Annotated in this window: 10 protein-coding genes and 2 riboswitches; of the genes, 8 read left to right on the top strand and 2 right to left on the bottom strand. The window is 72.0% G+C overall.

What is annotated here, in order from left to right:
- Positions 1-121: 121 nt before the first annotated feature.
- Together C8250_RS26020 and C8250_RS26015 are read left to right on the top strand one after the other, a co-directional pair.
- Positions 122-1,438: an SWIM zinc finger family protein gene (locus tag C8250_RS26020; RefSeq protein WP_138352978.1), complete on the top strand. Its 1,317-nt coding sequence runs from the start codon at positions 122-124 to the stop codon at positions 1,436-1,438.
- A gap of 54 nt (positions 1,439-1,492) precedes the next feature.
- On the top strand, positions 1,493-3,109 hold the full coding sequence (locus C8250_RS26015) for a DUF5691 domain-containing protein (RefSeq protein ID WP_138352977.1): 1,617 nt from the start codon (positions 1,493-1,495) through the stop codon (positions 3,107-3,109).
- A 67-nt stretch (positions 3,110-3,176) separates the two neighbouring features.
- On the opposite strand, the gene C8250_RS26010 is transcribed toward C8250_RS26015, so the two are convergent.
- Entirely contained in the window at positions 3,177-3,590 is a 414-nt protein-coding gene (locus tag C8250_RS26010; RefSeq protein WP_138352976.1) for a cobalamin B12-binding domain-containing protein, read from the bottom strand.
- Between the two features lie 302 nt (positions 3,591-3,892).
- On the opposite strand from C8250_RS26010, the gene C8250_RS26005 reads away from it, so the two are divergent.
- The gene (locus C8250_RS26005) at positions 3,893-4,786 is read left to right on the top strand and encodes an alpha/beta fold hydrolase (protein WP_138352975.1); all 894 of its coding nucleotides are present in this window, start codon (positions 3,893-3,895) and stop codon (positions 4,784-4,786) included.
- 128 nt (positions 4,787-4,914) lie between these two features.
- Positions 4,915-6,438 carry a M23 family metallopeptidase gene (locus tag C8250_RS26000; protein WP_138352974.1) on the top strand — a complete coding sequence of 508 codons (1,524 nt, stop codon included), beginning with the start codon at positions 4,915-4,917 and terminating at the stop codon, positions 6,436-6,438.
- Positions 6,439-6,492: 54 nt separating this feature from the next.
- On the opposite strand, the gene pcrA is transcribed toward C8250_RS26000, so the two are convergent.
- Positions 6,493-8,946, bottom strand: coding sequence for a DNA helicase PcrA (pcrA, locus tag C8250_RS25995; protein ID WP_138352973.1), 2,454 nt, complete (start codon positions 8,944-8,946; stop codon positions 6,493-6,495).
- 233 nt (positions 8,947-9,179) lie between these two features.
- A riboswitch (cyclic di-AMP (ydaO/yuaA leader) is annotated at positions 9,180-9,353 on the top strand.
- Positions 9,354-9,359: 6 nt separating this feature from the next.
- On the opposite strand from pcrA, the gene C8250_RS25990 reads away from it, so the two are divergent.
- From C8250_RS25990 to C8250_RS25975, 4 genes are all read left to right on the top strand, one after another.
- Positions 9,360-10,514 (top strand): C40 family peptidase, encoded by a 1,155-nt coding sequence (locus C8250_RS25990; protein WP_138352972.1) that lies wholly within the window; start codon positions 9,360-9,362, stop codon positions 10,512-10,514.
- 203 nt (positions 10,515-10,717) lie between these two features.
- Positions 10,718-10,883: riboswitch (cyclic di-AMP (ydaO/yuaA leader) on the top strand.
- Positions 10,881-11,933: a C40 family peptidase gene (locus C8250_RS25985; protein WP_306664929.1), complete on the top strand. Its 1,053-nt coding sequence runs from the start codon at positions 10,881-10,883 to the stop codon at positions 11,931-11,933. (Overlaps the previous riboswitch by 3 nt.)
- Positions 11,934-11,937: 4 nt before the next feature.
- Positions 11,938-12,933, top strand: coding sequence for a DUF4129 domain-containing protein (locus tag C8250_RS25980; RefSeq protein WP_138352970.1), 996 nt, complete (start codon positions 11,938-11,940; stop codon positions 12,931-12,933).
- Positions 12,930-13,415, top strand: coding sequence for a hypothetical protein (locus tag C8250_RS25975; protein ID WP_138352969.1), 486 nt, complete (start codon positions 12,930-12,932; stop codon positions 13,413-13,415). The genes C8250_RS25980 and C8250_RS25975 overlap by 4 nt, the downstream gene beginning before the upstream one ends.
- Positions 13,416-13,618 lie beyond the last annotated feature (203 nt).

Raw genomic sequence — 13,618 nt, 5'->3', positions numbered from 1 at the left:
CCCTGTCCAGTCCCGCGGAACCCCTCGGTCCCGCGGTGATTTCCACCATGCACCACGCCACTGACAACGGGTGAAGCCGCAGGTCGGACGCATTGTCAGTGGCGGCACCTACGGTCGTGTCATGGAGGAACGGTGGACTACGGATCAGGTGCTGGCGCTCGCTCCTGACGCAGCGTCACAGAAGGCCGGGGCCAGGCTCGCGATGCCCGCGTCCTGGTCCGGTACGGGTACGGCGGAGGCCGCGGTGTGGGGTCTGTGCGCAGGCAGCGGCAGCAAGCCGTACCGGACGGTCGTGGACACGAAGGGCCCCGGCTACCAGTGTGCTTGTCCGAGCCGCAAGTTCCCGTGCAAGCACGCGCTCGGGCTGCTGCTCCTGTGGTCCGAGGCGGCGGGCGGCGCCGTCGGGCCGGCGGTGGCGCCGGACTGGGTGACCGAATGGCTCGACAGCCGGCAGGAACGGACCAGGGCCGCCGCCTCCGGGCCGGCGAAACCCGCCGACCCGGAGGCCGCGCGGCGGCGTGCCGAGCGGCGCGCCCAGCGGGTGACGGCGGGCGTGACGGAGCTGGAGCAGCGGCTGACCGACCTGCTGCGCGGCGGCCTGGCCGGCGCCGACCGGGAGGGCTATCAGAAGTGGGACGAGATCGCGGCCCGGATGGTGGACGCCCAGGCACCGGGACTGGCCACCCGGGTCAGGGAGTTGGGCGCCGTCGCCGCCGGTGGCGGTGACTGGCCCTCGCGGCTGCTGGAGGAGTCCGCGTTGCTCCATCTGCTCACCCGGGGCTACCTCGGCGAGCAGCGGCTGCCCGGCCCGCTGGCCGCCACGGTGCGCACCCGCGTCGGGTTCACCACGGACGCGGCCGAGCTGCTGGCCGGGCCTACCGTCCGGGACCGCTGGCTGGTGCTCTCCCAACTCGACACGTCGGACGACCGGCTGACCACCCGTCGGATCTGGCTGCACGGCGCCCGGTCCGGCCGGGTCGCGATGCTTCTCTCCTTCGGCGCCGCGGGCCGCGCACCGGAACTGGCGCTCCCGCTCGGGCTGAGCCTTGACGCCGAGCTCGCCTTCCACCCGTCGGCCCGGCCGCTGCGTGCCGTGCTCGGCGAGAGCCACGGCCCGGCCGCACCCGGCCCGGTGCCGGCCGGGGTCCCGGTCGGCCCCGCCCTCGCCGCCTACGGGGCCGCCCTCGCGGACGACCCGTGGCTCGACGCCTGGCCGGTCGTCCTGTCCGGTGTCGTCCCCATACCCGGCTCCGATGCCGGCGGCTGGCAGCTCGCCGACGCCGACGGCCAGGACGCGCTGCCGATCGCCGGCCGCGGCCCCTGGCGGCTCGCCGCCGTGTCCGGCGGCCACCCCGTCACGCTCTTCGCCGAGCTCGGCCACACCGGCGTCCGCCCCCTCACCGCCTGGGGCCCGGACGCCACCCCCGTCCCGTTGTAGGGCCTGACCCGGTCCGGGCCCACGGCGGGCGCCATCGAGGAGGAACGCGGAGGAATGATGAACGCCAGCTGGACCGACCTGGTCGGGAGCGCACTGCTCGGCACGGACCGCCGCAGACCGCCGGCGTCCGGCGGCCCGCACCCGGCCCTGGACCCGGCGACCGAGCTGCTCGACGCGGCGGCGATCGGCACTGTGAGCCGTCGTGCGGGTCTACGGCCGGCCGCGGCACGGGAGCGGCCGGCGCCCGCCGCGCCGGACGGGCGGCCGGTGCTGCCCGAGGCGGCACGCCGCAGGCTGGGGCTGCTGCTGGCGGACCGTTCGGCGGGCGGCGGCTCGTCCGGAAGGCGTGGCACGGCCCCGAACCTCGCCGAGCTGCTCCCGCAGTGGCTCGCCGCGGCGGGTCGGTACGGCTATGCCGCGCCGCCCGCCCTGCTCCCGGACCTGCTGGACGCCGCCCGCGCCAGAACGGATCTGCGGGCCGACGCCCTGGCGCTGGCCGGGCCCCGCGCGCTGTGGCTGGCGGAGCTGAATCCGGAGTGGCGGTTCGCTTTGCGGGCCGGGGTCAGGGGCCTGGAGCCGGCGGCCGGGGATCCCGCGGCGATCCGGCAGCTGTGGGACGAGGGCCTGTTCGCCGAAAGGGTGGCGCTGCTGACCCGGCTGCGCGGCCAGGACGCATCGGCCGCACTCGCGCTGCTGCGGTCGACGTGGACCGGTGAGCGGGCCGAGGACCGGCTGATGTTCCTCGATTCGCTGCGCGCCGGGCTGTCACCGGCCGACGAGCCGTTCCTGGAACAGGCGCTGACCGACCGCAGCCGCAATGTCCGGGCGACCGCGGCCGAGCTGCTGTCCGCGCTGCCCGGCTCCGCGCTGGCCGCCCGGATGGCCGAACGGGCCCGCAGCTGCGTCTCGCTCGGCACCGGGGAGAACGTGGCGGGGATCGGCATCCTCGTGGAGGCGCCGTACGAGTGCGACGCCGCGATGGAGCGGGACGGCGTCGCCCCGCATCCGCCCACCGGTCGCGGCGAGCGCGCCTGGTGGTTCGGTCAGCTGGTGGAGGCGGCGCCGCTGGCCACCTGGACGGCCCGTTTCGGCGGCCGCGATCCCGAGGAGATCATCGCGCTGCCCGTGGCGGACGACTGGCAGCCCGATCTGCACGCCGCCTGGTGCCGGGCCGCGGTGCGCCAGCGCGACCCCGCCTGGGCCCGCGCCCTGCTCGGCCCCCCGCCGGCGCCCGCGTCACCGGTCGCGGCGGTCGGCGACCCGGCCAAGCTGCTCTCCATCCTGCCGGAGGAGGAGCGCGCGGAGTGGGTGGCCCGGTTCATCGCCACCCATGGGCTGTCCGAGGCGTTCCAGATGCTCGGCGTGTGCGCCGTCCCCTGGGCCGGGCCGCTGGGCCGGGCCGTGGTCGACGCGCTCGACATCGCGCGGGACGCCGGCAGCTATCCATGGAGTTTCAGCGGGGTGATGGGCCTGGCCGAACGGTGTCTGGACCCGGCGGAGGCCGAGCGGCTCACCGTCCTGACCGCCGCGACCGAAGAGCCGGACGACGGGTCGCCCGGAGCGGGCAGCTACTGGGCGGAGGCGTTCCAGCGGCTGGTCGGCACGCTGCGGCTGCGGGCCGTGATGCTCGCGGAGCTCGAACCGCCGGCGCCGGCCGCCCCGGCCTCATGATCCGGCCGGGGGGCGGAGCGGCGGGCTTTCCGGGAGCCGCCTCCCGGGAGGCGGCTCCCGGGAGGGATCAGGCTTCGGCGCCCTGGCGGACATTGGCCCGGACCCAGGCCACCGCGTCCGTGGTGGGCGTGCCGGGGGTGAAGATCTCGGCGACGCCGAGTTCCTTGAGGGGGGCGATGTCCGCCTCGGGGATGATGCCGCCGCCGAAGACCTTGATGTCCAGGGCGTCACGGTCCTTCAGCAGGTCCAGGACCTTCGCGAAGAGCGTCATGTGCGCTCCCGAGAGGATGGAGAGCCCGATCGCGTCGGCGTCCTCCTGGATCGCGGTGTCGACCACTTGTTCGGGGGTCTGGTGCAGGCCGGTGTAGATGACCTCCATACCGGCATCACGCAGCGCTCTGGCGATGACCTTGGCCCCGCGATCATGACCGTCGAGACCCGGCTTGGCCACCACCACGCGGATCGGACCGGACACTCCCATCACTGCCTCCATGACATTGCCGGCGCCATCGCCGGCCGAGCGGGACCTCAAGTGGGACCGAGTGTGAACGAACGTTATCTCCAGCATCCCGCACCCGACAGTTTCGCGGTGCGGAGCGAGGGGGAAATCACACGGTGGGACACGTTCGCAACACGTTGGGCCTGCCGCCGCCCTCCGTTCCACCGGAGGTGGCCAGCGGGCCCGATGGGTTCCCGGGGAGCCGGGGTCCGCTGTACGGCTCTCCGGACTAGGGCACACGGGGGACGGAGCTGTCTCCCGTCGTGCCGCACGGGAGGTGGGCCATGAGCGCCCTGTCGTTCGGAGCCGTCGCCACGGGCCGCTGGCTGCGCAGCGCGGTGGCCATTCGCGCCGCGGTTCTCGAGCTCGTCATCCTGACCGGCCATCTCTTCCTCTATCCGACCGGCATCCTCCCCGAGCGCGACCGGCCCGACGCCGGCATCGGCCCCTCCGCCGACCCGGACCACGACCCCCACACGGACTCGCACAGCGGCTCGTACACGGAAACGGACGCGGATTCCGGTACGGCACGACTGCGGGCCGTCGCGGCCGCACACCCTCCCGTTCTGCTGCTGCACGGCTTCGTCGATAATCGTTCGGTATTCACCCTTCTCCGCCGCTCCCTGCGAAAGCACGGCTGGACGCACGTCCAGGCTCTGAATTACTCCCCGCTGAGCTGCGACATCCGTACGGCCGCCGCGTTGCTCGGCCGTCATGTCGAGCAGATCTGCGAACAGACCGGGCAGCGGCAGGTGGACATCGTCGGCCACAGCCTGGGCGGTCTGATCGCCCGCTATTACGTACAGCGTCTCGGTGGTGACAGCCGGGTACGCACGGTGGTGACGCTGGGAACGCCGCACTCCGGCACCCGCGCCGTCCCGCTGCTGACGCCGCACCCGATCGTGCGGCAAATGCGCCCCGGTTCCGATCTCATGAACGAATTGACGGAACCGGCCCCCGGTTGCCGCACGCATTTCGTCGCCTTCTGGAGCGACCTGGACCAATTGATGATCCCGGTGGAAACCGCCCGCATCGACCATCCCGACCTGCTGGTACACAATGTGCAAGTCGCGGGAATCGGGCATCTCGCACTGCCGGTGCACGCCGCCGTGGCCGCCGGAATCCGGCAGTCCCTGACCGGCGAGGAGCTCGCGGTGGGGGCCGAGAACGCGGCATAGCCGTCGAATTCAATTCGAACACAAGGCATTGTCCGGATCCGGAGCCTGCCGAAGATTGTCGCCGTCGGGGGTAGGGGGCTACAGTCACCGCTAATTCTCCTGCTGCCGAGGCGAAAGAGAAGTAGGCGGTGAACGATCGTCACCCGTCGGGGTACGCCCCCGACTACGGTGCTTACGGCTACGACCCTTATTCAACGGGCTCGTACCAGAACATCGGCACCACCTTCGCGGACGGCGATCCGCTCTTCGGAGCGATGACCGGCACCGCGGACACGGGCGCCACGGGCAGCTATGCGTTCGTCCCGCAGCCGGCGCAGCACGGCTACGACGCGTCCGTCTCCGAGACGGGCAGCTACGACGCGAGCGGCTTCTGGCAGGCCCAGACCGGCAACTACCCCACGTACCCCGAGCAGTCCCAGCAGCAGCCCCACGTCCCGGCCCAGCCGCAGCCGCAGTTCCACCAGCAGGAACAGCAGCAGCCGCAGCAGAACTGGGACTCCGGCCAGTACCCGGCGTACGGCTACAACGCCCCTGGTCAGGACACCGGCAGCTACCCGACCGGCACCTACGACGCGATGTCCTGGGACACCGGCGTCTACACCGTGCCCGCGCAGGCCGCGCCCGTCGAGCACACCTACGCACCGGAGCCCGTACCCGGATACGCCGGCCCGTCGGCCGAAGCACCGCACTACGGGAACGGGAACGAGTACGAGAACGGGTACGGCGCCGACTACACCACTCAGTTCGCGTACGAGCCGGAAACGGCGCCCGCGCACGAGTCCGGACCCGACGCCGACCTCCACCTCGATCACGACCTGGACCCCGCACTCGACCTCGACGCCGAGACCGGGTCCGAGACCGGGTCCGAGTCCGAGACCGAGACCGATGTGGTCCACGTCCCGGCGGCCCCGCGCGGCGGCGGGAGCGGCTGCCGCCGCAAGCGGCCCGCGAAGCGCTCCGCGCTCCTGACCATCGCGGTGCCGTCCGTCGCGGTCATGGGTGTGGCGGCCTGTGCCGCCGCGGCCATCAGCGACGTGCCCGGCGCCCATGCGACGACGCAGACCGAGGCCTCCGGCAAGACCGCCACGAACGCGCCCGTCTCGAAGCTCGACACGCAGCTCGCCGGAGTCACCTCCGACGCGGACGACTTCGCGACCCGCGCCAGCCGTACGCAGGAGCGGATCGACCTCAAGGACCGCGAGGCCGCAGCGAAGAAGGCGAAGGCCGACGCGGCGGCGCGCAAGGAGGCCCTGCGGCCGAAGTTCCTGCTGCCGGTGTCGGAGCGCGGACTGAGCGCGTACTACGGCCAGTCCGGCGTCAACTGGATGGCGCTGCACACCGGCATCGACTTCCCGGTCGACACCGGCACTCCCGTGTCGTCCGTGACCGACGGCACCATCCGCACGCAGTGGAACAGCTCCTACGGCAACATGGCCATAGTGACCGCCGCCGACGGCACCGAGACCTGGTACTGCCACCTCAGCAGCACCAAGATCCGCTCCGGCTCGGTCAAGGCCGGCCAGGTCATCGCGTACTCGGGCAACACCGGCAACACCACCGGCCCGCACCTGCACCTCGAGGTCCGGCCGCACGGCGGTACGCCGATCGACCCGCTGCCGTGGCTGCTGGCCCACGGGCTCGACCCCCGCTGACCGCACTCACCCGACCCGCCTCCGGCCCTCGCCGGAGGCGCGCGAGGCCCCCCGTCAGAGCTTCTCGACCGGCGCGTACCGCAGCAGCAGCCGTTTCGGCTTCTCCTCGCCGAAGTCGACCGTCGCCTGCGCGTCGGACCCGGTACCGCTGACCCCGACGACGGTTCCGAGGCCGAACTGGTCGTGCGTGACCCGGTCCCCGACCGTCAGCGCGATCACCGGCCGGTCCGTGGCACGCCGGGTCGCGAAGCCCTTCGGGCCCGCCTTGGCGCGCGAGGACGACAGCGACGACGCGGCGGCCGACATCGCGGCCCCCGGCGCGGCCACCGGGCCGGTCCGCTTCCAGTCGATCAGCGTGGGCGGGATCTCCTCCAGGAAGCGCGAGGCCGGGTTGTACGAGGGCTGGCCCCACGCACTGCGCATCGTCGACCGCGTCACGTACAGCCGCTCGCGCGCCCGTGTGATGCCGACGTACGCCAGTCGCCGCTCCTCCTCCAGCTCCTTGGCCTGGCCCAGGGCCCGCATGTGCGGGAAGACCCCGTCCTCCATGCCGGTGAGGAAGACCACCGGGAACTCGAGGCCCTTGGCGGTGTGCAGCGTCATCAGCGTTATGACGCCGCCCCCCTCCTCGTCGTCCGGGATCTGGTCCGAGTCGGCGACCAGCGCGACGCGCTCCAGGAACCCGGAGAGGGTGCCGGGCTCCGCGTCCTCGGCGGCGGCCCGCTCCTGCTCGAACTCCAGGGCCACGGCGGCGAGTTCCTGAAGGTTCTCGATACGGGTCTCGTCCTGCGGGTCCGTGGAGGCCTGGAGCTCCGCCAGATAGCCCGTGCGCTCCATCACCGCTTCGAGGACGGTCGCGGGACCGGCACCCGACTCGACAATGGTGCGCAGCTCCTCCAGCAGCTCGTTGAACTTCCTGACCGCGTTGGAGGAGCGGGCGGCCATGCCGTACGCCTCGTCGACCCGGCGCAGCGCCTGCGAGAAGGAGATCTTCTCGCGCAGCGACAGGGCGTCGATCATCGCCTCGGCCCGGTCGCCGATACCGCGCTTGGGCACGTTCAGGATCCGGCGGAGCGGGACGGTGTCCTCGGGGTTCGACAGCACGCGCAGGTACGCGAGGATGTCGCGGACCTCCTTGCGCTCGTAGAAGCGCACCCCGCCGACGACCTTGTACGGCAGCCCGACGCGGATGAAGACCTCTTCGAAGACACGGGACTGGGCGTTGGTCCGGTAGAAGACGGCGACGTCACCGGGGCGGGAGTCGCCCGCGTCCGTCAGCCGGTCGATCTCCTCGGCGATGTACTGCGCCTCGTCGTGCTCGTGGTCGGCGACGTAGCCGGTGATGATCGGGCCGTCGCCAGCGTCGGTCCACAGGTTCTTGGCGCGGCGGCCGGCGTTGCGCTCGATGACGGCGTTGGCGGCCGTGAGGATCGTCTGCGTGGAGCGGTAGTTCTGCTCCAGCAGGATCGTCGTCGCCTGCGGGTAGTCCTCTTCGAACTGCAGGATGTTGCGGATGGTGGCACCGCGGAAGGCGTAGATGCTCTGGTCCGCGTCACCCACCACGCACAGCTCGGCGGTGTGCTCGCCGGTGCCGACCAGCTCGCGGACCAGCGTGTACTGGGCGTGGTTGGTGTCCTGGTACTCGTCCACGAGGACGTGGCGGAACCGGCGCCGGTAGTGCTCGGCGACGTCGGGGAACGCCTGGAGCAGGTGCACCGTGGTCATGATGATGTCGTCGAAGTCCAGGGCGTTGGCCTCGCGCAGCCTCGCCTGGTAGAGCGCGTACGCCTCGGCGACGTGCTTCTCGAAGGGGTTCTCCGCCTGCCGGGCGTAGTCCTCCTCGTCGATCAGCTCGTTCTTGAGGTTCGAGACCTTCGCGCTGAACGCCTTCGGCGGGAACTGCTTGGGGTCGAGGTCCAGGTCCCGGCAGACGAGCGCCATGAGCCGCTTGGAGTCAGCGGCGTCGTAGATCGAGAAGCTGGAGGTGAAGCCGAGCTTCTTGCTCTCGCGGCGCAGGATCCGCACGCACGCGCTGTGGAAGGTCATGACCCACATCGCGTTGGCGCGCGCGCCGACGAGGTCGCCGACGCGTTCCTTCATCTCGCCCGCGGCCTTGTTGGTGAACGTGATCGCGAGGATCTCGCCCGGGTGCGCCCCGCGGGTACCCAGCAGATGCGCGATGCGGTGCGTCAGCACCCGCGTCTTGCCGGATCCGGCGCCCGCGACGATGAGCAGCGGCCCGCCCGCGTGCACGACGGCGGCGCGCTGCTGCTCGTTCAGCCCCTCCAGGAGCTGCGCGGGGTCGACGACGGGGCGGGCGGCCCCGTCCCGGTAGTACGCGTCCCGGCCACCCTGCGGGGGCTCGTTGAAGCGCCCGCCGAAGAGGTCGTCCGCGGCATCGTCCGGCCGGTGCGCGGACCCGTGCTCCGGGGGCGGCGGGACGGATTCCGACGCGTGGTCGGGGGCCTGGAGGTCGGCCAGGAAGCTGTCGTCAAAGAGGCTGCTCATCGCTTCCCGAGTCTAGGCGCCCCCACTGACACCTCACACTCCGCTTGGCGGAGTCCGTCCGGACGTGGACCGATCCTGAAAGAGTCGTCACTCTCCGCGACCGGATCCGACCGCTGCGCACAGATCACGAAATGGTTTCGGGCCTATCGGACACCGGTCTTCCCACCGGACACGAGAGTTGGCTACCGTGCCGGCCAGGCGGTCCGTCCTCCACCTCGGCAACACGCCGTCACGGACCGTCTCCGCTGAGTGCGGCCGAGAGGCCGCAGCCGGGGACCCACTGGAACCACTGGGGTGAATCGGTCCGCACGGATGTTCCGCAGAGGACGTTCCGCACGAACCGTAGGGCGACCTTCCGACAGCCCGAACCCGACAGCTAACCCGGTAAGCGGTTTACGGAAGGACTTCCCGCCTTGGCGTCGCACCGCAAACCCCGCCCCGGCATACGCGCCGGCCTGCTCACCACGACCGGCCCCCGCGCGGCCGTCGGTCTCACGGCGGCGGCACTGGCCACCGTCACCCTGCTCGGCGAGACCGCGAGCGCGGCACCCGCGCAGCCGCAGCCGCCCTCCATCGAAGAGGTCCAGGCGAAGGTCGACGCGCTCAACCACGACGCCGAGGTCGCCACCGAGCGCTACAACGGCGCGAAGGAGCAGGCCGACCAGCAGAGCTCCAAGGTCGAGGCGCTGCTGAGCCAGGTCGCGCAGCGGACCGAGTCGCTCAACGACGCGCGGCGCGTCCTGGGCCAGTACGCGGCCGCCCAGTACCGCAGCGGCGGCGTCGACACGACGAGTACGTTCCTGCTCTCCGCCGATCCGCAGCAGTTCTTCGACCAGACGCACCAGATGAAGCGGATGACCAGCAACCAGAAGGAAGCCGTCGAGAACTTCCGCACCCAGCAGGCCACGACGACGCAGAAGCGCTCCGAGGCCGTGAAGGGCCTCGACGCGCTGAACGCGTCGCGGACGAAGCTGGCGACGGAGAAGGAGACCGTCAAGGAGAAGCTCGCGGCGGCGCAGACCCTCCTCAACACCCTCACCACGCAGGAGAAGGCGCGGCTGGCGGCGCTGGCGGCCAAGAAGGCGGAGGAGGACCGCAAGCGCGCCGCGGCGATCGCCGCGAAGGAGAAGGCCGCACGGGACGCCGCCGCCAAGGAGGCCGCGAAGACCGGCTCCGGGACGACGCCGGGGACCGGCGGAACCGGTTCGCACAGCACCGCGTCGCAGGCGGAGAAGGCCATCGCCTTCGCCCGCAACGCGATCGGCAAGCCGTACGTGTGGGGCGCGACGGGTCCGAACTCGTACGACTGCTCAGGGCTCACCCAAGCGGCCTGGAAGGCGGCCGGCGTCTCCCTGCCGCGCACCACCTGGGACCAGGTGAAGGCCGGCGAGCGCGTCTCGATGTCGGACCTGCGGCCCGGCGACCTGATCTTCTTCTACGACGACATCAGCCATGTCGGCCTCTACATAGGCGGCGGCAACATGATCCACGCCCCGCACACCGGCACGGTCGTCAAGATCGCACCGATCACCCAAATGCCGGTTTACGGCGCTTCCCGCCCTTCCTGAGTCCCCCGTCCCGAATGTCACGGATCGACAGACGGACCGACAGGTCCCGGCTGTCGGCCCGCCATTCGGACGGACGGTCACAATAGGTAAGGTAACGAAGCGATTTCGCTCACCTTCTGATGGAAACTTCCCAAGAGTCACTCAAGTTGACTACGGTGGCCCGCTAGGCAGCTCGTTCCACAAGCCGGCGCAGTGCCGACGGCGAGCTGCCTCCGCTGAATCCGACCGCAAGGCCGGAACCGGGGACCCACGCGCACGACTTGGGGTGAATCGGGGCGAACGTCCGCACAACGGACGCGAGCACCGTAGGGCGGCCTTCCATCGCCCGAACCCGTCAGCTAACCCGGTAAGCGGTCCACGGAAGGAATGTCTGCCTTGGCGTCGCACCGCAAACCGCGCCCGCGAATACTCGCCTCCACCGGCCCGCGTGCCGTGGTGGGCCTGACGACGGTGGCGCTGGCCACTGTGACTCTGCTGAGCGAGTCCGCGAGCGCCGCGCCCGCGAAGCCCTCCATCACCGAGGTCAAGGCGCAGGTCGACGACCTCCGCGAAAAGGCCGAAGCCGCCACGGAGCACGTCAACGCGGCGAAGGAGAAGACCGACCAGCAGCGCGCGAAGGCCGATCTGCTGCTCGCCGAGGTCGCGAAGAAGACCCAGAAGCTGAACGACGCGCGGGAGACCCTGGGCCAGTTCGCCGCCGCCCAGTACCGCGAAGGCGGCGTCGACCAGACCACCGCCCTGCTGCTCTCCGACAACCCGGAGAAGTACCTTGAGCAGTCCCACCTCGTGGACCGTGTGTCGGCCACGCAGGAAGAGGCCATCAAGGAATTCCGCACCCAGCAGACGGCCGCGACGACCGAGCGCGCCAAGGCCGCCGCGAGCGTCGCGGACCTGGCCGCCGCGCAGACCAAGCTGGCCGCCGAGAAGAAGACCGCCGCGGCCAAGCTCGCCGACGCGCAGAAGCTGCTGACCAGCCTCACCGCCGAGGACCGCAAGAAGGTCGCCGCGCTGGACACCCAGCAGTCCGGCAGCGCCAACAGCGCGTCCTACACGTACAACGGCCCCGCCAGCGGCCGCGCCGCGCAGGCCATCGCCTTCGCCCTCGCCGCGCGCGGCAAGCCGTACGTCTCCGGCGCCACCGGCCCGAACTCGTACGACTGCTCGGGACTGACCCAGGCCGCGTACCGCTCGGCCGGCATCAGCATCAGCCGCACCACGTACACCCAGATCAACGACGGCACGCGCGTCTCGCAGTCCGAGCTGCGCCCCGGCGACCTGGTGTTCTTCTACTCCGGCATCAGCCACGTGGCCATCTACCTGGGCAACGGCGAGATCGTGCACGCCCCGCACCCCGGTGGTGTCGTCGAGGTCGGCAAGATGAGCTGGATGCCGTTCGCCGGCGCTGTGCGACTCGCCTGACACCTTGGCCCGGATCACCGGTCGGCCGGTCCTCCTGCTCGCCACCGCCGCGATCGGCGGTCTGGTCCTCGCGGCCGGTGCGCTGCGAGCGGGTGGCGGCCGGTCGGTGCTCGATCCGCCGGACGGCTCGGGCCCGCTCTCGTACCACGGCGGGTATCTGCTGCTGCTGGCCCTGGCGTGCGTGGTGGGCGGCGCGCTGCTCGCCGCGCGCTACCGCCGGGCCGTGCAGCACATCGACAGCCCGGACCCGGTGGCCGAACGGCTCAAGGACGCGGCGCTCCTGCTGCTGACCGCCGCCACCGCGGTGGTGCCCGTCGCCGTGCTGCTGAGCCACCGGAGCAGCCCGGCCGGCACGGAGCCGCGGACCGACCAGAGCCTCCCCACGGAGACGGCGAGCGGGCCGCCCGTCACCGAGGCACCGACACAGCCGCCGTCCTCCACCGGGCAGGCGACCGCCGGATCGTCCTTCGATCTGTTCCATCTGCTGCTCGTCGTCGGAGCGGTACTGGCCGCGGTCGTGGTCGTCGTCGCGCTCGTCCGCTGGCTGCGCTGGTACCTGGCGGGCAAGGCCGGACCCGGCCTCCAACTGATCCCCGGCAACCCGGACAGCGCCGAGAGCGCGCTGGCCGGCGCCGTCGACTCCGGCCGCCGGGCCCTGCACGGTGAGGACGCCCGTGCCGCGGTGATCGCCTGCTACGCGGCGATGGAGACCACCCTCGCCCGGTCAGGGATCGCCCGGCTCGAATCCGACAGCCCGACGGACCTGCTGCACCGCGCGGTCGCCGGCGGGACGCTGACCGGGACCGCGGCCGGGGACCTGACCCAGCTCTTCCGCGAGGCGCGGTACTCCAGCCACCCGATGGACGACGGCCATCTGCGGCGGGCCGGCACCGCCCTCGACACGATCGCGGCCCAACTGGCCGCCGTGGAAGCCCCGGAGGCCGTGCCAGCCGTAGGAGTAGCGACCACCGGCGACCGGGCCCCGGCGGGCGACCGGTGACCCCCGGCTCCACGCGCCACACGCTGCTCGTGCTCGGCACGGTCGCGGCCGGCACCGAGGCCGCCCTCGCCCTGGCCGGCGGATTCGCCGCGGCCGGCACCGGCGCCGTGCTCATCGCGGCGGTCGCCCTGCTCACCGCCCGCTACGCGACGGGCTTCGACTCCCAGGACCACGGCTACCGCAGACCGGTCCGGCTGCTGGGCAGCAGAACACCCCGGCTGGGCGACTGGGGCCGTGCGGTCGCCCAGGGGATGTCGTCCGAGGACGGTTTCACCCACACCCTGAGACCCGGCCTCCAACGCCTGTACGCGGCCCGGCTCGCCGAACGGCACGGGATCTCGCTGCGCGCCCAGCCCGACCGGGCCGCCGCCGTCGTCGGCCCCGAGCTGTGGCCCTGGATCGATCCCCACCGGCCCGCCCCGGAGGGCACCATCCCGGCACAGGTCCTGCGGGCCGTCGTCGACCGCCTCGACGAGCTGTGACGGTGACCGCCGACCCCCTCGGAACCACTGAACCGCCGAACGTCCTCCCAGGAGCACCGTGACGACCATTCAGCCGGCCCAGCCCGCCGCTCAGCCCAGTTCCGCCCAGGCCCCTTCCGCTCAGCCCAGTTCCGCCCAGGCCACTTCCGCCCCGGCCCCCGCCACCAAGGTTCCTGCTCAGGCATCCGCCGCTCGGTCCGCCG

The organism is Streptomyces sp. So13.3 (assembly GCF_005860785.2).
Lineage (GTDB): Bacteria > Actinomycetota > Actinomycetes > Streptomycetales > Streptomycetaceae > Actinacidiphila > Actinacidiphila fildesensis.
This window is presented reverse-complemented; position numbering and strand designations above follow the sequence as displayed.

Coding starts and splice junctions, on each gene's coding strand:
- C8250_RS26005 (WP_138352975.1), top strand. CDS start 3,893: ATGAGCGCCCTGTCGTTCGGAGCCGTCGCCACGGGCCGCTGGCTGCGC.
- C8250_RS26010 (WP_138352976.1), bottom strand. CDS start 3,590: ATGGGAGTGTCCGGTCCGATCCGCGTGGTGGTGGCCAAGCCGGGTCTC.
- C8250_RS26020 (WP_138352978.1), top strand. CDS start 122: ATGGAGGAACGGTGGACTACGGATCAGGTGCTGGCGCTCGCTCCTGAC.
- C8250_RS26015 (WP_138352977.1), top strand. CDS start 1,493: ATGATGAACGCCAGCTGGACCGACCTGGTCGGGAGCGCACTGCTCGGC.
- pcrA (WP_138352973.1), bottom strand. CDS start 8,946: ATGAGCAGCCTCTTTGACGACAGCTTCCTGGCCGACCTCCAGGCCCCC.
- C8250_RS25985 (WP_306664929.1), top strand. CDS start 10,881: ATGTCTGCCTTGGCGTCGCACCGCAAACCGCGCCCGCGAATACTCGCC.